The following is a 19,579-nucleotide window of genomic DNA, read 5'->3' as shown; positions in this document are numbered from 1 at the left end:
TTTGGGATTTTATTAGGCCAATCTGGATGGTGAATTGCATATTGAAATGTAATGAGAAAAAAGTGGCATATTTCCTTGTTCCATTTAACTCCAATTAAGTAGACTTCCATTGGGTCAGACGACCTTAACTATCATACAAGGAGAATCACATGATAATACGTTGGAAACGATATGTAATGTTAACTATGGGACTACTGATGAGCTTGCCTGGTTTGGCAACACCTATTGACCCTTCTGAGTTTAATACAACGGGGGGAGGCAGTTATGCTAATGGTGTATTTACTCTAGATGGAAACAGCGCGCCTGTTGCCAGTTTGTATTTGGATACTTTTAGTATCGGAACTGGGGCTACATTATCTTTTGACTTATTTTTTCAGGGGGATGATGGCAATCCGTTCTTTGGTAGGAACATCTTAAGCTTTAGAGTATTTACTGATAACCAATGGCAAGATTTGTGGTTGAGCTCAAGCCAGTATGATGAGTGGGTGGCCTACGAGCATCAGGGAACAAGCTATTTTGGCAGTTATACCATTGATCTCAGTGCATTTGCTAATGATGTTGTTGCAATGGGTTGGAGCTATATTTCTGACGGCCCAGAGACCTCTTATGTTGAGCTTTCTAATTTCCAATATACTGCTGTGCCAGAGCCTTCTTTGTGGATTCTGTTTGTATTAATGTTGGGTTGGATGTATCAGCGTCGTTTGGCGTAATTGAGTGAAGCAATAGCAATCTTACTTATAAGGTTGCTATTGTCCTTGATGTCTTCTAGTTTTTGCACTTCAGATAATTCTTATTTCATAAAACACTTTTAAATTGCCACCAGTTTCAATATCCTTTCACTCAGATTTATTGATTATTTGGGTGCTTATTTTATGAGTCATAAAGTTTACACAATAATAACCATTGCGATTTTGTCTTTACTGATAGCCAGTTGTGCTGTTTCTCCTACAGGTAGGAAGCAGATGCTTATTTACTCTAAGGGGCAGATGTCTCAAATGGGTATAACGGCTTACGATTCTATGAAAAACGAAGGCAAGCTGGTTAAAGATGCACGCGTTAACCAGTATGTTCGCTGCGTCACAGATGCGTTATTGCAACATATTCCAGCGGGATTAAGTGGCGAAAACTGGGAAGTCTCAGTGTTTTCTGACGATACGCCCAACGCCTTTGCCTTGCCGGGTGCAAAAATAGGTATTCATACCGGGATGCTTAAGGTTGCAGAAAAGTCTGGTCAGCTGGCGGCGGTCGTGGGTCATGAAATTGGCCACGTATGGGCCGATCATGGTAATGAGCGCATGAGCCAACAGACCTTAGCACAAGCTGGGCTACAGATGGTGGCGGTATTGGCGGGTGAGCCAAGCACTCAGAAGAATATGGCCATGAGCGCGCTCGGTATTGCTACACAAGGGGTGGTGTTAAAGTTTAGTCGTGACCAAGAGAGCGAGGCTGACACCATTGGATTAGAAATGATGGCTAAAGCAGGATTTAATCCTCAAGAGGCGGTTAACTTGTGGCGTCGTATGGCTGAGCAGTCTCAAGGCTCTAATGTGCCTGAATTTATGTCTACTCACCCGTCAGAGGCAACGCGTATTGAGCGTTTGAGCCAGCAGCTTTCTAAAGTTATGCCACTGTACCACCAGGCAAGAGGCGTGGGCGCTAACCCTCAGTGTCGTCCTCCTAAAGTTTAGTTTGAGTAAGATGGCTATTCCCTCGGCCTGAAACTCTAGCCGAGGGATGCTTCTATTATGCCGCTTTCTTTGAAACCTTCTTTTTACATCCAATAATAGCTGCTGCCGTTGCAGGCCCTGCGCAGAGCAAAAAGGCTGCTACGCCGACCCCTGGCGCGATTAGTAATCCTCCGCAGGATAGAAACGTTAACCCCAAGGTTGCAAACAAACAGGCTTTGTTATATTCCTGCTTCTCGTTGGATGCCAGAAAAACCATGGTTGAAATGGGATCAAGTTTTGCCACCTCCTCGTCAGGAATCTCCAGAATATTTGGGCAGGATTTTACAACGGCATTCTTTTCGAGATCCAAAGTAAATGAGATGTTTGGTGTGTCGGGGATCTCGGGTTGGCGAATAGTGGTACTGACCTCTACCTGATTACCATGTCGTTTAACAGCAATGGTGTAGTCAAACATTTCTTGATTAATTTGCCCCACAAATTTGCGCTCACTCCAATCCTCTGTGGATGCGTTTTCACTAAAAGAAACCATTTTAAAATGATCGAAAGAAGCGCCGTTAACATCTCCTATCAAGCGATGAACTACTGGATCTTTGTCACCGAAATTCATTTGATTGCCCCAACTGAAATCGGGCAGGTTGGCAGCGAGTTCACCCATAATATCAGAGGCCGGGATGGATACCGTTTTTACGTTAGGTAATTTAAGTTGAGAGCCGCAGCATAGAGTTTCCATGGTATTTCTCCTTAGTGGATGCTTAAAGTTTGGTGTTGCGAAAAACGGTGGCTACCAAAGTCAGATTGTTTAGGCACCGGTGTTATTGATACGGGGCAGCTTTAAAAAAAGTTCGAATAATTTATTTTTGTTTAGAAGCTCTGTATTGAAAACATGGACGTAATAACAAAGAAAGGAAGATATCGATGCGAAAGATAATGCATCAGCCTACGGAGACACTAAATGATTGATTCAGTTATTGTGATGGAAAGGGTAAAGCAAGGGGATAAACAGGCATTAAGCCAATTATACGATATATATGCTGAGCGATTGTTTTCTGTTGCATGTTCAATTTTACGTGATAGAGAAGATTCTGAAGACCTTATTCATGATGTTTTTTTGGAAGTCTGGAATAAAGCCAGGCATTATGATGCAAAACGTGGCAGTCTTAACAGTTGGCTAGTAATGCTCACTAAAAGCCGTGCCATTGACCGGTATCGAGCATTGAAGCATTTACGAGAAAGTAAACGAGAGCCTTCCGATTTTTCTATGCCGATAGTTGACAAAAACATGAACTCATTACTTGAAAATAGAGAAGTATCCAAAGCACTTAGAAAATTAACAGTAAGTCAACAAAAGATGATTGAGCTAAGTTATTTAAAAGGACTCACTCATCAAGAAATTGCCTCGCAATGTAACTTACCTGTAGGAACCGTTAAGTCTCGGCTATCTGCTGCTCTAAATGGTCTGCGTCGATTAATGAAAGTAATGGTGGAGGTGAAGTCATGACACATTCCTCTTGGCAAGAAAACAAAAATATGTCGATTAGTCATAAAATGACTTCTGGCAAAAAAGTTAAAGAGAGACTGCTGAGTTCTATCACTGAGCCTGCGACCTATTTTGCTTATTTACATCGACTGGCTTCCTTGTTCGAACTGTCAGAAGAAAAGATGCAGCAAGTGTTGAATTCTATTGAGTCCATAAGTCAGTCGTTAGCGCCCGTTGGAGATTGGCGTAAGCTTGGGAGTCATCCTATTTTTTATCGACATTTTCAGGGTGGGGATGCAAGTAAAGAGTGTGGTTTGGTTTATCTTAAGTGCGGCTGCGAATTCCCTCATCATCACCATATTGGACGAGAAGTGTCGATCTTAATTCAAGGAGAGTTAGAAGAAGACAGCGGTACACGATATCAAGCTGGGGACTTGATTGTTAAGCTGCCCGGCAGTCAGCATGCATTTCGCTGTTGTGGTGAACAGGATGCCATACTATGTGTGCTACTGGATGAATCTGTTCGCTTTTAATTGTCAAAACAATAAACTCCGGACACCCAACAAGACAATAAAATCCAGACACCCAAGTTAGCAGAGGCGGTAATAGCTATCTTCCAAAGGAACTTCGATGTAAATTGAACCCTATGGAACTGATTGTTGAATCGAGGGCCACTTAAAGCTGAGTCAGTTTGATACTTTAAGTATCATTGAGACCAGAAGTCATTTTTTGGGAGGTTCGAAGTTCTTTTTAGTCAGATTGCAGGCAGGTTGTTGCTTCATGGAGCATGATGACTGAGTTAAGAGTGCTCGAGAGTTAGCTCGTTAAGCATTAAATAAGATGCTGGCTGCCCTAATTCCCTTCATCCAGTATTGCGAGAGTTGCTTCGCTCTTCGTCGAAGACTTTTTACACTCCCAATGGCTCGATAGAATCGTGAAGGGCTATGTCCAACTTGAGGTATCCATCTATCAGGATGGATATTAAGCCTGTCAAAAAGGGGAATAATGTCTTTGGGGATCACGGCTTTGTCAGGATGTGTGATGGCTTGTCCTGTCCATTCTACCAGCCGTAGGTAGTCTTTCAGTGAAGTACTAAGTAGAGGGAGTTTTTCTGATTGAAAGACAGGAGGTAAGGGTTGGTCGAGACAAGGATTACTACCCCTGCTTGCCATTTTTATTTGCTGCAAGCGATACCGAATGGAAGTATGCAGAGAGTCTTCCAGTTTTTCAGTAAGTCCCGCTCGAATGGGGTTGAGGTCGACATAGGCGAGACAAGCCAGAATAGCGCCTTCGTCTAAAAGCGCTTGAGACTTAAATCTTCCCTCCCAAAACCGTCCTGTACAGAAGTCTTCTTTGTTAGAACGACGGGCCAGAGGTTCGTTGATGGCTGCCATGAGCCAGGAGAGATTGCCCAGCCGTTCCCGGTAGGTTTTGAGTTTGACTTTATCTGCGAGAATCATATTGAAGCGAAGCTCTTGATGTTTTTCTTTTCCTGGATACAACAATAGCCATCGTTGAGCTACTTCTTCGTCAGACCATTGTAGAGGGCGTTGAGGGTCCATATGGACGACTAAGTGATAGTGGTTAGACATGACAGCATAACCGTAGATGTCGGCAGCGAAAATGGAAGAGAGATTGTGAATGCGTTGTTCAATCCAGTGTTTGCGATGGTCGAAGGATTGTTGAGTGACGGGGTCTTGGCCACAGAGGTAAGCCCGACGGACGCATCGACTGATGCAATGATAGAAGCCTGGATTGTGAAAATCGACGATATGCTGTCTAGCAGTTGGCATGTTACTTCCTTGCTGTTGGTTTTAATGCGCTGCATTCCTTGCAGTGGTGGATACTTTATCAAAGTAGGGTGGTTAAATATTTAAGATATATACAGATGTTGGTGTGAGTGTTTGGCTATGTTGTGGGTGTCTGTGGTTTTCATCTGTGGTTTTCTCTAATTGTGAAGTGTATCTGGTATTACCTTTGGGATTTAAGGGTTTTATCTCAATTAGGCTATACTTTCTTAGCAGGCTAAAGGGCCCTGACCACCCAATAAATATTTTGCTGTATCAATTAGACGATGAAGATGTAACCTATTGAATGAAATAGAAAAATATCGGTTAAAAATACGCACTTACTTGACCTCTGTCGCTGTGCTGGCAGCGTTGGTTTTCACATGGATAAAATTTTTTGACCGTGAGTACCTCGGCAGTTTTATATCGTTAATGTGCGCAATTCACTTTGCAGCGGTTGTTTATCTCTTGGTTAAGGAGCAGCGATATTTGTGGCATGGACGTGGGTATGCTGTTGTTCTGTCTCTTGCCTTGCTAAATACCATAGCAAATGATCCTGACTATGGTGTTTTCTGGGCCTATGTGATGATTACCTATATCTTCGTTTTAATGAAGTGCAAAGAGGCGTTGGTTGTTTCATGCATTTTTGTGGCCTTCACTTTTTACTTCGTTAGTTCCTATTACACGACTCAAGTGCTTATTCGAATATTCGCTACCGTCATCTTGGCGGGTATGTTTGGATTTTTATTTTCTTCCCTCATTGAGAAGCTGCTTATAAAAGTAGACACACTGATTACAAAAGATCCTCTCACTAAAGCACTTAACCGAAATACTTTTCATGCATCAATTGACAGTGCTTTGAGTTCTTATCATCGTTATAAAGCTCCTGCCACTTTGTTTATTTTCGATTTGGACTTCTTTAAAAACGTCAACGACACCTATGGCCATCAAACAGGCGACAGAGTTCTTAAAGCCGTTTCAAATATTGTTCTAAAACGATTACGAGATTCTGATCAGTTATTCCGATATGGAGGAGAGGAATTTGCTGTTCTCCTTAGCCAGACGAATCAAGAAAGTGCGTTAAGGTTAGCAGAGGAGTTACGCCAGCTAATCAAAAGGCATAACTATGAATTAGAGCAAGATATTACTATCAGCGGAGGACTCGCACAAGTCGATAAGTCTGACACTTCTTCATCTTGGATTGAACGTTGCGACAAGGCTCTTTATAAAGCTAAGAAGAGTGGCAGAGATAGGATTATTGCTTGTGACGAGAGGTCTGCGGATAATGATAAGTTAGAATTATCAAAACTTTTAAGTTAACTAAGAACTTTTTAAGCTTATAGTTAGTCAGTTTTACCTGACTTAGATATTGTGCTGATCGCCCTCAGTAAACTCTGAAACTTTAAAAAACTGAATGCCTGTATAGTCGCTATCTAACAAATGACTAACAATCTTTTGATGAACGAAAATATAAGCGCTGGAGCTTCCTCCGATTTTAAAGATCAATCTTTTCTCTTCAGGTATGGCCTCGAGTATCGCAGCGTTGAGTGAAAATTTATCTACAATAGCCTCTGCTTCTTCGTCTTCTTCATCAAGTTCATATTCTGAGGTGCTCCTGTCCCAGCAGTCCAGGCGATTATAGATATTTAAATACCAGTAGTGGTTATGCCTGCTTTCGTTGTCATCGATAATCTCGGCAGGGTAGAGCTGGAGTGATTCTATATCGAATGTTGATAAATAATCTCTTATTTCTTTTGTGACGACAAAGCTTGCTCCATCAGACATAGTATCCGTTAACTTTCGTTGGTTTCCTGTCTGTAAATCTCGCTCTTTGAAAGCATTGCTGAAGACTAACGCTGGTCCATCGGTATTAAGTTTTCTATATCGATAGCGTCTGTCGGCTGCTTTTTGGTCTGGTTGCAAATGAAACTGACTAGAGTCGAATGATGCATGAGCGATGTAGTATTCGTTATTAAATGGATTCATCCTGTTTCCTTTGATGGCTATTTATCCTTAAGTAAGTTTTTCAAGCCTCAAGTATTTAAATGTCAGATTGTGGTGATCGTTCGATGTCTTTTCGCTGATAAACCCACTGAGTTTTATTGTCTAGTGTATAGTACTCACTACTAAATTTCGGATCATCGCGAGTTAAAAATTGCATAAATTTTACCAGCGCAAAAATGAGTATGAACCAGAATAAAAAACCGTAACGGGTAGATCCGTCTTTTTCTTCGGCTTGTGTTTGGTTCGCATTTTCTAGCCTTTGAGAATTTCGAGAACCTACAGATGCTAGTACGGCTTCGATTTGATCAAATTGAAAATGCCGAGTCAGCGACACTTCGTCATCTTTCCAGCCAAAAAAGTCAGAGTAGGTATGGCGGGCTTTTTCGGGAATGGTAATAGGGCGAATTTGCTGTTGATCGTACAAAATGCTCTGGCTGAAAAAATAGAACACTTCATAGCGTAGAACTTCTTTCACCTCAAGGTAGTCCAGCATAGGATCTTCAAGCAACTGAACCCATTGCTCGCTGTTGGTGCGGCGCTGCTCGTCATTAGCAAGGGTTTCTAATGCACTCATAAAGGATTCGATAAAACGATCAATGTTAGCCTCTTCTGAGTTTTCTTCTTCAACTTGAACATCGTTAGAAGAAAGAGTGATTGCTTCTGCTTCTTCTGAGGTTGTTTTTGTAGTTGCCAGATTACTCTCGGATTCTTCGGAAGTATGAGTGGACGCTTCCGAAAACAGAGTTTCATTGGTATCCTCGGCGGTTACTGCTTCGAGTGGTTCGGCTTCTTCTAGCTCAATATAGTGGCTTAGGGTGAGTGCTTCTTTGTAGGCTTCTGATAATTGCTGGAAAGCCTCGGGATCTTGTTCGGGATGCGTTACTTTTAGTTTTTTTGCATAAGCTCGTTTTATGTCGCGCCGATTGTTGGTGGCTTCAATTTCCAATACATCCCAGCATTGCATCAAAAAACATCCTCATCCAGACTGTCTATGACTTTTTCGAACTCGTCTTTAAAGGATTCAATTTCTTTCGGGTTTTGACGATCTAATACAGCTTCATACTGAGCAATGATACTGGCCAGGTAATGACGCTTATCGCCAAGAGATTCTTCATAAAGGCGTTCTGCTTTAGCCAGCAATAGGCGGTTTTCTGCATTGTCGCGAGGATGAATTTTTAATGCGTCGAGTTTGTTAAAACTTGCGGCGATTTCGTCATCGCTTAAGATACAGTCGTTGTTTTTGATGATCTGTCGTTTCTCTTCGCCGGAAGAATTCACTTTAACAATAATCTCTAAGATGCCATTGATATCGTAGGTAAAACGCACATCGACAGTTTCTTTTCCAGCCTCATTTTTGGGAACCTTAACATCCAGACTGCCCAACATAATATTGTTATTCACCAAACGGCTTTCACCTTGATAAACGACACAGTTCATCTGAGTCTGGTTTTTCGATATGGTTTGTAGTGTTTCTACCCGGCTAACTGGAATGGTAGAGTTTCGCTCAATAATGGGTAAGAAGTAACCGCTTTGATGTTGATTACCGTCAATTTCTTGCGCGATTTCGACGCCCAGAGTATAAGGGCAGATGTCCGTCATAACCACGTCTTTCAAAGCTTGGTTGCGAGATTTTAGAGCGGCTTGAACCGCTGTGCCGCGAGCAACCACTTCATCAGGATTGATAGTGCAAGAGGGCAGGCGACGGAACATTTTGCTGATAATAGAACGAATGATTGGCATCCGTGTGGCACCACCCACTAACAATACGTCATCAAGCTCAGCAGGTCTTAAATGACTGTCTCTAATGGCACGTTCTATAGGGGTTTTGATTCGTTCAATCAAAGGGGCTGCTAGTTTTTCAAACTGGGAGCGCTGAAGCGGCCAGTCATAGCTTTTATCATTGAGAGAGAACTGAAAACTCACAACATTTTGATTGGTGAGTTGATGCTTGGCTTCTTCGGCTGTTTTGTATAGTCGATTGGCGTCATGAGTAGACAATTTAGCTGCATCTAATTGGTGCATGGACAAAAACTCATTGACTAATAGCTGGGTGAAGTCTTCGCCGCCGAGAAAGTTATCGCCCGCAGAGGCATGCACTTCCATCACGCCATCGAAAAGTTCCAGCACGGAAACATCGAAGGTACCACCACCCAGATCCACCACCAAAAAATGGCATTCGTCGTCTCTATCATGTACACCATAGGCAATGGCGGCGGCTGTTGGCTCGTTGATTAGACGCTCTACTTTGAGTCCTGCTAGCTCACCAGCGATTTTAGTAGCTCGGCGTTGAGCATCATTAAAATAGGCTGGTACGCTAATTACGGCTTCAGTCACGGGTTCGTCTAAATAGGCTTCTGCGTCTTGTTTTAGCTGCCGTAGGATAAGTGCTGACAGCTCTTCGGGGCGGAAACTCTTATCACCAAGTTGAGTGGTGGCTTTGCTGCCCATTTTACGCTTGAACGCTGCAACGGTATGTTGTGGGTGAGAAATCAACCGTTCTTTAGCGGTTTCTCCGACTAATATATCACCATTGGTATCGACGCTGACCACGGAGGGCGTCGTGTTTTTGCCTAAAGCATTAGGGATAAGGTGAGGTGTGTCGTCCTTCCAATAGGCCACCAGACTGTGGGTTGTGCCCAAATCTATACCGATCGTGGTCATATTTGTACTCAAATTTCTAAATTCTTGTGCCTAGAATAACACAATCCATCCTAGGATCGATGCCCACCCGTTTATCGAGTTGGATTTTTGTGAAGAGATATTGCAGCAGAAAAACAACGCCAACTGACGAAAAATCAAGCAGATGGCGTTGTATAAGGGATCTAGAGCTTAGCAGCTAATCCAGAGGAATGCGGATGACCACGCCGCCCATCACATCGCCAAGCTTAAAATCTTTGCGCGGCGTATCAATATGTTCGTTGTGACATTTCACGCAAGCTTCTGATACAGCGACATCTGGATAAACAGCGGTAAAGTAAGTTTTCTTACCTAATTTTTCTTCACCGTAAAAGTTCTTGCCATTTTTGGCTGCATGTTCCAGGCCTTTTTTCTCAAGTTCTGTTTTTGGTTTATTTTGTTTGTTGATTGGCCATAGTGAAAGTAGGGCATAAGTAAACCCAGCATCTTTTTCGTTAACACGCTCAGCACCCATGCGAAGCATCTGTGCTGGCAGAGGCAGTGCCTGCTCTTCTTGCCAATGTTCTTCGGCCGTTAATACTTCTTCTTCATTTTGTAAGCGGTTAACTACATTACGAGTGTACACCGTACGATCCGATTCGATGACGGCAAAAATAGCATCTGCCATTTTTTGTGGGGTAATGTTTTTTTGTGCAAAAACCGAAACCGGAACAGCGAACAGTGATACGACTAGCGTTGTCCATAATGCAGTGAGTTTGTTCTGTTTCATGGTGGCTCCTTGTTAGTTTGATTGCTGTTGCAATCGTTGTTGTAAACGCTTTTTTATTAGCTCAAAGGTCGGGTGTGATTTGTCTGGCTTGCTGTTGAAGTTTGTCTCAATCAAGACTTCGTCACTGAGAGCCGCGACAGAAAACTCCAGACCATGGCATTTCATGCAAACGGGTTTGAGCATTTTAGTATTCGGTTCTAAATAACGGTTTTGATTGTGTTCAACCGTTACTTTTTTTCCTTTCTTTATACGAGGCATGTGACAACTGGCACAACTTACACCAGTACCAGGAGCACCGTCACCAGCGACCTCATTTAACCAAAGTTGATAGTGAGAGGACTGCTTATAGTTAACAGAGTGCTGATCCTGATGGCAGCTAAGACAAGATTCTACCGCTGCTTGTTGCATGTCCAGTGTGTGAGGGTTGTGACAACTTTGGCAGGTAACCTGGCTGTGTGGCAATTGAGGCTTCATTGGTTGGCGCGCATCAACGGGAGACATAGCAGGCAGCCCCGAAGCTATCCGCATACCATGTTTGCCTAGCGTAAAGCGTTCAAATTGTTTTTCGTGACAGCTCCGGCAAGTGTCTATCGCTTGTTTTAAATGAGGTACTTCTGACGATTGCTCTTTACTAATTTGATGACAGCCAGAACAGTTAACCGCTGCCTGAGCATGCTGGCTCTTTGCCCACTGGTGAGCTTCTATTGCATCTTTACCAAATAATTTATCCCCATCATGGTCATGAAATTGTAAAGGATCTACTTCTGGATTTTTTTTCTGCCATCGGCGCATGGAGTTACGTTTGGGTAGTTTGGGCTTTTTCTTAACGTCCGCTTGTTTCATGTTTCGCATAAGAAACTTTTCGTACAACATGCTGTTGTCATGATAGTTGTGACAGCCTGAGGTTGCGCAAGTGTCAAACTTAAAGTCTGCGTGGCTTGGGCGTTCTTCGGTGACTTCTTCGTGACAATGGAAGCAAAAGTCATCAGCAATGGTGACGCCGTATTGACGAGTGATTTCTGGCTTGTGTTCTTTGTGACAGCTGACGCAAAAGCGAGCATCCAGCATTTCTAGCATTTCAGCGTTACGTGGGTCGGTAAATTTCTTTTTTGGATGAGAGTCATTGACGCGTTTTAGTTCTTGTTGGTGACAGTTTTCGCAAGCTTCTTGCATATCGTCTTCGGTTGCAAAAGGTGTTTGATGGCAACTGTTGCATGCTAACTCAATTTGATAGTGACCGTGTGTGGCATCACCTGCTAAAAAATAAGATTGATCACCAGACAAAAGGTTGTAACCAAGAACGGCACTGAGTAGTAAGGTCACTGTAATGCCGTAAATAATAAAACCAGTTTTTTTCAAAGTCATAATTATTATTTTTATTGTTCTAATAATAATATACTGACACGATATGGTATGTCAGTAAAGTCGGTAATAGCCATAGTAAACCGTAATGAATACGAGACCACCACTTACGATACTCACGTAGCTTTAAATCTGTCCAGTGATGACTTTTAGACATAAATATGCCGACAAGAGAACCCGTTAATGTTGCCGCAAGAAACACCGCCATTAATACAAAGTTCAAATTAGAACCAAGACGTAAACCAGTATGAATCATCAGTATAATAAGCGCTAAGACACCAACAACTGAATGAAAGTAACGCCAGTTATCCAGATTGCCCACTGAAAATTTACTAAATCGTTTACGCAGGGATAAAGCACCACCTAAGGCACATAAACCGAGTAATGTGTAGCCGCTGACTTGTTTCCAAAAATTATCAAACCAAAGCATTTCTATTTTCCAATTAACTTGTACGCTTGGCGATATTGAAAGAGGCTCAAATATAATAGTAAGAATAATTAACAAAAGTGCTAAAAGAGACGCCGTATAAATGGACTTGGAATGCCGCATGACCAAGTTAGGAACGGGCGTATCTAACATCTCTGCCAGTAGCGGTTTACATGAGCCGCATACTGTACCCGCACCTGTTCTATCACAAAGAGTACCCAGTGTTCGGTTCCCTTGATTCATTGCACAGGTCAGTTCGCCACGAGTAACATTTTCACAGAGGCAAACGACGTAATCTTCTGGTTGTTGGCGAATATTAGAGGTTTTCGAGGTATCCCATAATAACCCTTCGTTAGCAAACTTTTTAAACAGGCTGGGTTTTACTTTGGTTTGTTTGTCCACATAGGTTTGAACTTTTCCTGCTTCTTCCCATATACCTATGTGAATGAAACCAATGACGCGGTTTTTTTTGACCAGTAGTTTTCGGTAAATACCTTTTAGACGATTACTAAACACGAAGACTTCGCAGTCGCTGGCGTCGAGTTCTCCATAAAAACCTGAGGAGTAGTTACCCAGTTTCACTTGAATGTTATTCGGACTACCTTGATAAGCTTGACGAATGCCTTGAATATGATTGGCTGTGATAGCGGCCTGCTCTAACCCTGGTGCAACAACGCCATAGGTAATACCGTTGTATTCTGAACATTCTCCAATGGCGTAGACGTCGGGATCACTGGTTTGCATGTATTGATTAACAATGACGCCTTTATTGGTTGCAAGCCCTGCTTGAAGGGCAAGACCGACATTGGGTTTTATACCAGTGCAAAAAATAACGTTATCACATTCGATCACTTTGCCACTGGTTAATTGAACAGCGCTTACTGTCCCGTTTCCAATAAGCTTAATCACCGGATCTTTACTGACGATTTTAATGCCGGAAGATAAAATACATTCTTTTAATACCGAGTAGGCTTGGGCGTCGGTTTGCCCTGCTAGCAAACCTTTTCTGGCTTCAATAAATACTTCATTGTCGGGCGTTTTCATTGCAACAGCGGTTTCTAGCCCTAATGCACCGCTGCCTATTACATAAATTCTTTTATTCGCTTGTTTACAACGTTGTAAGCGATAAGCGTCTGCCAGTGAACGAAAGGTGAGAACGCCTAGCATATCCTGACCAGGCACATCAGGCACATAAGCCGTTGAGCCTGTGGCTAGGATTAGTTTTGAGTATTCGTAAATATTGCCTTGATCATCTTTGATGCAGTAAGCATCGCGATCAATGAAAACGATGCGCTTACCGATATACTGAGTGACACGAGAATCTTCAGTGCTGTCAATAGGAGTAAACAAGTCATCAATATCTAAGCGACCAGATAAAAAATTGGACAGTTGTACGCGATTGTAAGGATCGACTTTTTCATCACCAAAAATCAGTATGGGTACATCACTTTTTTGCTGAAGAAGAAGTTTTGCGGCTCTAACCCCAATGGGGCCATTACCAACAATAATGATAGGACTTTCTTGCGCTACTTGTTTTGTTTTGAACCCTGAATAATCTTTTAATACTTGTGCCATAGACTATTACCTAAATGTGACGCTTTAGACAAAATCTCGCTCTTTTTCTAAAGAGCAAAACTCTACGAGTCCTCGTGGAAATTTTGTTTTTATTGTTATTGTTAGTATGCGTGAAGTTAAGGCTTTTTATTTTTATTGTTTGATGCAAGCAATCCATTGCTCGCATTGCATTTTATTATTGGGATCGATACTAGACGAAAAATATTTCGGTGACAATAAGTGTGTTATCCACTTTTCGACTTTCACCAATATTTAACATCTTGACAAGCTGCATTATAGTTTTCTTGTAAGTGATATGAGTTTTAATGACTTACAAATTATGGGCGGTAAAGTGTATAAAGTTCATTCTCTTCGAGAGTAACACGTCGTGTTAATACTTCACCGATGGTTTTGTACTCTGCTTCAAAGTCTCTTTCCATGTCGGCAGTGTAGACGTCGTGCTGGTAACGCTTACAAAATTGAATGACGGCATTGGCGATGTCGTTCATATCAACGCGGAAGTCTTTGATGACTTGAAGCGTATGATGATCATCAGCCAAAGACTGCTCCAGATAAACGTAAAATTTAACGTTCTCTTTAAGCAGGTGAGACTGAAACAAACTTTTAAAGTCGGCAAGAATTGATGACAGTCTGCGATAGTCCTGTCTCTCAAAGCCTTCACTCCACATGCGGCCATAGTACTCAACCAACTTTGAGTGATCGTCTTTTAACCCTTGAATCAGTGTTGCATCAAAAGTGATAGTACGGTTGTTGTTAGGCTTTGCGGTTGAAACAACCGTCGCCGATTTTTTGTTTTCTTTTTTCGGTCGTTCTTTAAAAAAATCAGTAATGAAAGCAAACATAAGAAATCCTCTTACATCTCTAATAGATATATTCGCTCAGTGATTACAAAAAACACTAATGTAGTAACATGGTTGGTCATTGTAACCGCTAACTATTAATCTTATTTGAAAAATTACAATATAAAACTTGTTTCATAATTTGTCTTTAAAAATTCGTGAAATCTTTCAAGAAAGTGATGTCCGAAATTCAAATGGAGATATCTCTATTTGTTAAGAAATCTGATTGTGAGATTGAAGTTGCTTGTTTTGCCAAATTCAAACAACTTTGGGCTTTTTTAAGATCAATTATTTATTGTTTATTATTTTTTTTGATTTGCAAAAATCATAAGCAGTGCTGGCAAAATAATGAAGTCAATGATTAAAGCACAGACCAACAAAAGTGATAATAAACTTCCCGTATGGTGTGTAGGTGTTAAAGGAGAAAAAATTAAAATAGAAAAACCTGCGGTTAAAATAACCGTTGTTGTTAACAAAGCTTTACCCACAATACTGAAGGCGTATTCGATGGATTCTTGAGTAGAGCGACCGGATTTGCTGGCACGATGATATTTAGAAATAAAGTGAATCGTGTCATCAACTACGATGCCCATTCCCATGCAAATAACAACAGTTAGTGCAAGGTCAATATTACCAATGGTTGCTGACCAGATCCCATACGCCATGATAGCGGGTGCCAGATTGGGAATGAAAGCGATGAGTCCGAGTTTTATTGAACGAAAAATAAAAATCATCAGCACACTGATCACAAAGAGTGCGGTAATACTTCCTGATAACATACTATGAATATTGTGCTCAGCCAGATAAGCAAAAATAAGATCGAATCCAGTCAGGTCGAGCGCTAGCCCTTGGTTTTCTTGCTGAGAGAACCAATGTTTGACTCGTTGTTCAAATTCAATGATTTTTTGTGAGTCAGTTTTCTTTAAATTAATTGTAATGTGACTGACACGATGATCTTGGCTGAGCATCAGACTTTGATTTGAGGATAGTTCGTAAAGTAAAAGATACTGAGCCGCTAACGCCTGTGTTGTTGGCAGTTGGTAGAAAGTCTGTTGGTTAGCGTGCATATTTTTGTTCATTTGCTTTAACAAACCCACATAGCTCTGTGTCTTGGTCACTTCTGGCTGATTTGCTAAAAATTCTTCGAGAGCATCCAGTGTCTGCAAGTGTTTTAGCTGATTGATGCTATCGTCTGTTTTGTTTGTGGTTAAGATGACTTCTAATCGGTGGAGACGATCAAACTCCGAGTTGATGAGATCAATCGTTTGCCTCAACGCAAAAGATTTTGAAAAATAATCAGACCAAGACTCAGTAATCTTTAGCTGACTGACACTAAAGAGGCATAAAGTGATTAAAATGATTCCAGAAACCAGAAATATCTTTGTATGACCCGTAACAAAGCGGGCGAGTCTTATAACATTGTCATTGGAAGCTTTGGTTTGTTGTGGATAGTGAGGAGGCCAATGAGTCAGCGCAAAAGGCACCATGATCAAAGACAGTAACCAGGCGATAAGAACACCAATGGCTATCATATTACCAAGATCTTGGTAGGGCGGTGAGTCACTTAAATTTAAAAATAACACGCCCACTGCCGTTGTGAAGCTAGTGAGCGTAATGGGCAAGGCATTAATTTTAAAGCTGTATAGAGAAGCCTGTTCGGGTGACTTATGGAGCTCTCGTAACGCATGTTGATAACTGGTATAGATATGAACACAGTCAGCGACGGCTAACGTTAGAATAACACTGGGTACAAAACCTGCGACAGGTGTGAGTTCCCATTTAAACAAACTATACACTTCGAAGGTCATCAACATTGATAGAGTTATAACCACTAAGGTCACGATGGCTGCTCGAATACTGCGTAACAATACCATCAGCCCTATAACAATAATGAGGTAACTGATAGGGATTAAAGTGATCAAATCTTGAGTGACTGCCTGCTCCAAAGTGATATTGGACATAATAGAGCCTGCCAATTGAAAGGACAGATCAGGATATTTTTGTTGGAAAGGTTTTAGCCAGTTGAGTGCCGCTTGATAGAGTTGCTTGGGTGTCTCGCGTTCTTTTATGTTAACCGTGGCGTGAACGAAGGCGGTGGTTTCTGAAGGGGATAGCCAAGTGGCATACAGTTGGTGATCATCTTGTAAGGCGTGTTGTGTGAAGCGAACGTTCTGCGCTGTTACGGGTAGCTCGCCAATCAAAGGTGCGATCTTTAGTTCATCTTCACTGGCTTGAGTGTATTCATAATGAGTGAGTGATAGGCTGTCTTGTATGTGTGGTAATTGGCGGATTTGCTCCGTTAATTCATAGATCGCGGTGAGTCCTTGTTGTGATAACAAGGATTCTGAAGAGTGTACAACAATAACCAGATTATCCTGGCTGTTGAACGTTTGCTCAAATTGTCTGAGAGTTTTCAGCTGAGGATTATCGTTGCCAAAGTAGACTTTAAAATCGTTGCTGATGTAAAAACGGGTGAGATTAGGCAAACCAAGCAAAGCGAGTATCAGAATCGCTAAGCTTAGTATTCCGCCATAACGGAGGTTTAACTTAAAGAGAGTTGGCAGATTCAAGATTTCCTTTGCCTTTTGTTGCGTGTTGTTTATTTAAAATTATTCAGCCAAAAATTAGCAGCCCCCCACACGTTGATATTAGATGTAAATCCTGACTTATTAAAGACCTTGTATGGGTTCTTGTGACTCACGGATACCCATGAAGCCACAAGAGAATGAGCGCTAAGATGTGGTCAGTTGATTATGACAGTGTTGTCTGGGTGGAAGCATTTTAAGACCAAAGAGTAGCCGCAGGAGATTCACTCGGCGAATCACTTCAAACAGAATCGCACAGCCTGCAATGGTAATGAACAGAACCGCAGCAAATTCTGTCAACCCTCCCAGTTTGAGTTGAATAAGTGGGTAAGCTGCGATGATCATAATGCTCTGATGCAGTATGAAATACGGATAGACAGCATCATTAAAGTAATCGCGCCATCGTCCGGGGTGATTCAGATAAGTTGCACCATAACCCAGCACAGCCAACACCCAACTCCAGCGATTTAGATAGGCTCCCAGGGCTTCCAGAGCTTTCCCCCACCAAGGGAAGTCCGTTGTCCCCGGTAACCAGAAGCTGTGGTAATAGAAAAGCACTAAACCATAACTCAGCAGAGCAATGACTAAAGCAACACGACGGGTGGCTTTTATTAACTCCCACAATTGATGATGCCAGCCGATTAAGTAACCAAAAATCAGAAAGCTAAAACCGAGTGCTTCGCGATAGCCGTCGGAATCACTGGGGAATAGACTGACACCCAGTATCGATAGTATCACTACAGGAACAAGAATTAGCGCGGTTTTACTGCCGCTAGCTGCTAGTGAGTCAACCGCTGACTGTACCCAACGAGCGTTGAGCAGGGGAGTGATGATTAAGAGTACGATGGAGAACTTCCATAGCTCTCGTATGTACCAAAGATGATTCACATCCATGTGAGGTAAGATGCCTGATTGATAGTTTTCGAACAAAGGATGGTCAAGATCAAAGAAGGCCTGATAGAACTCCCAATAAGATAGAGCCAGATCTCCCTTTTGTGTCATCTCGAAATAGAGTTGAGGAGGCACAACCACCAGAACACCAAACATCAGGGGAATTAACAGCCGCAGACTGCGTTGGCCGACAAACTTTAGCCCACTCATTTTATTGAGTGCAAAGCGGATGGCTATGCCTGATATTAAAAACAGAATGGGTAACCGCCAGCGATTGACCAGCAACATCAGATTTTCCAGAGATTCGCTGAGGTAGCTACTCTTAATATGGAAGCCCCAGTTTTGTGTGTATAGCATCCCGATGTGGTACAAAATTAGAACACCAAATACCAGGATTCTGAGCCAGTCCAGATCATAGCGACGCTGGGGAGGTGTCGGTGTGCTGATGGTGTTTTCCTGAACGATTGCAGTCATTAAAAATTCCTTGCTTATGGTCATTATTGAATGAGTGACATGTGTTCAGGTTGCTGATTAAATAGCACTTTATCAATGGCTAAGTGATTGATATTATGGAAGTTGGTGTAAGCGGCATAATAGAGTGACAAGCGGTTTGGTTAAGAAAACTTATACAAGTGAAGTATTATGAACAGTGACGCAAAAACGCCACTTTTTGCTGCGTTCGAACGCCATCAACGAGCCTGGGAAGTCACTTTTTGGGTGTTTATCGGCGTGATTAATGCCGTCATCAATGCGACTTCTGTACTGATGGAGTATGCCCGTCGCGGAGATTCTATTGGCAGCTGGGAACCTTTTGTATGGGAGTTTTCTAGCACCGTCGTTGGGCTGATTCTGATAGGCTTTATTTTGTTGGTTGACCGCCATTATCCATTGCACTATGGAGTGATTCGACGACACCTTAGCTATCACTTATTAGCCACATTGGTTTATGCATTGCTGCATGTGAGTGGCATGGTGGCGTTACGACAGTTGGCCTATTGGTGGGCAGGTTCTGAGTATGATTTTGGACATTGGGGACGTGAGTTTTTTTATGAGTATCGTAAAGACTTGCTAACCTACGGTTCAATTATGCTGGTGCTGTACAGCTATCGGTTTATTTTAAGTCGCTTAAAAGGCGAAGCTCGAGTGATTCAGGAGGGAGAAGAGACAGAACAGTCTGAAAAACCGACTCGCTTATTGATCAAAAAGCTGGGAAAAGAGTTTATCATTCGGGTAGAAGATATCGACTGGATTGAGGCGGCGGGCAATTACATGAATCTGCACGTTGGCAATAAGATGTATCCGTTACGAGAAACCATGACGGGAATGGAGGCCAAATTGAACGCCGAGCAGTTTGTTCGCATCCATCGTTCGCATATTGTTAATCTGGATCGTATTGTCGAGATAGTGCCTTTAGAAAGTGGTGATCACAGCGTCATATTGTCGACGGGACAAGCGTTAAACTTTTCGCGTCGGTATCGGGCCAAGGTGAAGGATCGTTTGTCTATTTAGTTTAAGAGCTGCTGGTAGAAAAAGGGGAG

At 42.2% G+C, this 19,579-nt stretch carries 17 protein-coding genes; 6 read left to right on the top strand and 11 right to left on the bottom strand.

Annotated elements, in window-relative coordinates; translation table 11 throughout:
- The first annotated feature begins 149 nt into the window (after positions 1–149).
- Positions 150–710 (top strand): hypothetical protein, encoded by a 561-nt coding sequence (locus NH399_RS00725; protein ID WP_253036492.1) that lies wholly within the window; start codon positions 150–152, stop codon positions 708–710.
- Positions 711–872: 162 nt separating this feature from the next.
- Positions 873–1,688 (top strand): M48 family metallopeptidase, encoded by an 816-nt coding sequence (locus NH399_RS00720; RefSeq protein WP_253036491.1) that lies wholly within the window; start codon positions 873–875, stop codon positions 1,686–1,688.
- 55 nt (positions 1,689–1,743) lie between these two features.
- Here NH399_RS00720 and NH399_RS00715 read toward each other — a convergent pair whose 3' ends face one another.
- Positions 1,744–2,418, bottom strand: a complete 675-nt coding sequence (locus NH399_RS00715; RefSeq protein WP_253036490.1) for a hypothetical protein — start codon at positions 2,416–2,418, stop codon at positions 1,744–1,746.
- A gap of 222 nt (positions 2,419–2,640) precedes the next feature.
- Between NH399_RS00715 and NH399_RS00710 the strand changes: the two genes are divergently transcribed.
- A complete protein-coding gene (locus NH399_RS00710) occupies positions 2,641–3,186 on the top strand; it encodes a sigma-70 family RNA polymerase sigma factor (RefSeq protein WP_253036489.1) in 546 nt (181 codons plus the stop codon).
- Positions 3,183–3,698, top strand: a complete 516-nt coding sequence (locus tag NH399_RS00705) for a cupin domain-containing protein (RefSeq protein WP_253036488.1) — start codon at positions 3,183–3,185, stop codon at positions 3,696–3,698. The genes NH399_RS00710 and NH399_RS00705 overlap by 4 nt, the downstream gene beginning before the upstream one ends.
- Before the next feature lie 291 nt (positions 3,699–3,989).
- Here NH399_RS00705 and NH399_RS00700 read toward each other — a convergent pair whose 3' ends face one another.
- Complete coding sequence (locus tag NH399_RS00700; protein ID WP_253036487.1) at positions 3,990–4,958, bottom strand: transposase; 969 nt, start codon at positions 4,956–4,958, stop codon at positions 3,990–3,992.
- A 297-nt stretch (positions 4,959–5,255) separates the two neighbouring features.
- Here NH399_RS00700 and NH399_RS00695 point away from each other — a divergent pair, with 297 nt between their 5' ends.
- Positions 5,256–6,272 carry a GGDEF domain-containing protein gene (locus NH399_RS00695; protein ID WP_253036486.1) on the top strand — a complete coding sequence of 339 codons (1,017 nt, stop codon included), beginning with the start codon at positions 5,256–5,258 and terminating at the stop codon, positions 6,270–6,272.
- A 42-nt stretch (positions 6,273–6,314) separates the two neighbouring features.
- On the opposite strand, the gene NH399_RS00690 is transcribed toward NH399_RS00695, so the two are convergent.
- The 9 genes from NH399_RS00690 to NH399_RS00650 all read right to left on the bottom strand — a co-directional run bounded on the left by NH399_RS00690 (position 6,315) and on the right by NH399_RS00650 (position 18,515).
- Positions 6,315–6,938, bottom strand: coding sequence for an imm11 family protein (locus NH399_RS00690; RefSeq protein WP_253036485.1), 624 nt, complete (start codon positions 6,936–6,938; stop codon positions 6,315–6,317).
- A 55-nt stretch (positions 6,939–6,993) separates the two neighbouring features.
- Entirely contained in the window at positions 6,994–7,920 is a 927-nt protein-coding gene (locus NH399_RS00685; RefSeq protein ID WP_253036484.1) for a J domain-containing protein, read from the bottom strand.
- Positions 7,920–9,617: a molecular chaperone HscC gene (locus NH399_RS00680; protein WP_253036483.1), complete on the bottom strand. Its 1,698-nt coding sequence runs from the start codon at positions 9,615–9,617 to the stop codon at positions 7,920–7,922. The genes NH399_RS00685 and NH399_RS00680 overlap by 1 nt, the downstream gene beginning before the upstream one ends.
- Positions 9,618–9,792: 175 nt before the next feature.
- Positions 9,793–10,362, bottom strand: a complete 570-nt coding sequence (locus NH399_RS00675) for a DUF3365 domain-containing protein (protein ID WP_253036482.1) — start codon at positions 10,360–10,362, stop codon at positions 9,793–9,795.
- 12 nt (positions 10,363–10,374) lie between these two features.
- Complete coding sequence (locus tag NH399_RS00670) at positions 10,375–11,727, bottom strand: ammonia-forming cytochrome c nitrite reductase subunit c552 (protein ID WP_253036481.1); 1,353 nt, start codon at positions 11,725–11,727, stop codon at positions 10,375–10,377.
- Positions 11,728–11,746: 19 nt separating this feature from the next.
- Entirely contained in the window at positions 11,747–13,726 is a 1,980-nt protein-coding gene (locus NH399_RS00665) for an FAD-dependent oxidoreductase (RefSeq protein WP_253036480.1), read from the bottom strand.
- Positions 13,727–14,043: 317 nt separating this feature from the next.
- Positions 14,044–14,568 carry a hemerythrin domain-containing protein gene (locus NH399_RS00660; RefSeq protein ID WP_253036479.1) on the bottom strand — a complete coding sequence of 175 codons (525 nt, stop codon included), beginning with the start codon at positions 14,566–14,568 and terminating at the stop codon, positions 14,044–14,046.
- Between the two features lie 299 nt (positions 14,569–14,867).
- Positions 14,868–17,135 (bottom strand): RND family transporter, encoded by a 2,268-nt coding sequence (locus tag NH399_RS00655; RefSeq protein WP_253036478.1) that lies wholly within the window; start codon positions 17,133–17,135, stop codon positions 14,868–14,870.
- 162 nt (positions 17,136–17,297) lie between these two features.
- Positions 17,298–18,515 (bottom strand): acyltransferase family protein, encoded by a 1,218-nt coding sequence (locus NH399_RS00650; RefSeq protein ID WP_253036477.1) that lies wholly within the window; start codon positions 18,513–18,515, stop codon positions 17,298–17,300.
- A gap of 168 nt (positions 18,516–18,683) precedes the next feature.
- Between NH399_RS00650 and NH399_RS00645 the strand changes: the two genes are divergently transcribed.
- Positions 18,684–19,550 carry a LytTR family DNA-binding domain-containing protein gene (locus NH399_RS00645; RefSeq protein WP_253036476.1) on the top strand — a complete coding sequence of 289 codons (867 nt, stop codon included), beginning with the start codon at positions 18,684–18,686 and terminating at the stop codon, positions 19,548–19,550.
- Positions 19,551–19,579 lie beyond the last annotated feature (29 nt).

It is taken from the genome of Pleionea sp. CnH1-48 (genome assembly GCF_024124665.1).
Classification (GTDB): Bacteria; Pseudomonadota; Gammaproteobacteria; order Enterobacterales; family Kangiellaceae; genus JAMXSB01.
The sequence above is the reverse complement of the archived record's forward strand: the minus strand, read 5'-3'. Positions and strand labels throughout refer to the sequence as shown.

What these genes read in the sequence shown, in the direction of transcription:
- NH399_RS00650 (WP_253036477.1), bottom strand. Translation starts at nt 18,515, where the DNA reads ATGACTGCAATCGTTCAGGAAAACACCATCAGCACACCGACACCTCCC.
- NH399_RS00690 (WP_253036485.1), bottom strand. Translation starts at nt 6,938, where the DNA reads ATGAATCCATTTAATAACGAATACTACATCGCTCATGCATCATTCGAC.
- NH399_RS00665 (WP_253036480.1), bottom strand. Translation starts at nt 13,726, where the DNA reads ATGGCACAAGTATTAAAAGATTATTCAGGGTTCAAAACAAAACAAGTA.
- NH399_RS00685 (WP_253036484.1), bottom strand. Translation starts at nt 7,920, where the DNA reads ATGCAATGCTGGGATGTATTGGAAATTGAAGCCACCAACAATCGGCGC.
- NH399_RS00675 (WP_253036482.1), bottom strand. Translation starts at nt 10,362, where the DNA reads ATGAAACAGAACAAACTCACTGCATTATGGACAACGCTAGTCGTATCA.
- NH399_RS00660 (WP_253036479.1), bottom strand. Translation starts at nt 14,568, where the DNA reads ATGTTTGCTTTCATTACTGATTTTTTTAAAGAACGACCGAAAAAAGAA.
- NH399_RS00645 (WP_253036476.1), top strand. Translation starts at nt 18,684, where the DNA reads ATGAACAGTGACGCAAAAACGCCACTTTTTGCTGCGTTCGAACGCCAT.
- NH399_RS00720 (WP_253036491.1), top strand. Translation starts at nt 873, where the DNA reads ATGAGTCATAAAGTTTACACAATAATAACCATTGCGATTTTGTCTTTA.
- NH399_RS00705 (WP_253036488.1), top strand. Translation starts at nt 3,183, where the DNA reads ATGACACATTCCTCTTGGCAAGAAAACAAAAATATGTCGATTAGTCAT.
- NH399_RS00700 (WP_253036487.1), bottom strand. Translation starts at nt 4,958, where the DNA reads ATGCCAACTGCTAGACAGCATATCGTCGATTTTCACAATCCAGGCTTC.
- NH399_RS00680 (WP_253036483.1), bottom strand. Translation starts at nt 9,617, where the DNA reads ATGACCACGATCGGTATAGATTTGGGCACAACCCACAGTCTGGTGGCC.
- NH399_RS00710 (WP_253036489.1), top strand. Translation starts at nt 2,641, where the DNA reads ATGATTGATTCAGTTATTGTGATGGAAAGGGTAAAGCAAGGGGATAAA.
- NH399_RS00715 (WP_253036490.1), bottom strand. Translation starts at nt 2,418, where the DNA reads ATGGAAACTCTATGCTGCGGCTCTCAACTTAAATTACCTAACGTAAAA.
- NH399_RS00670 (WP_253036481.1), bottom strand. Translation starts at nt 11,727, where the DNA reads ATGACTTTGAAAAAAACTGGTTTTATTATTTACGGCATTACAGTGACC.
- NH399_RS00725 (WP_253036492.1), top strand. Translation starts at nt 150, where the DNA reads ATGATAATACGTTGGAAACGATATGTAATGTTAACTATGGGACTACTG.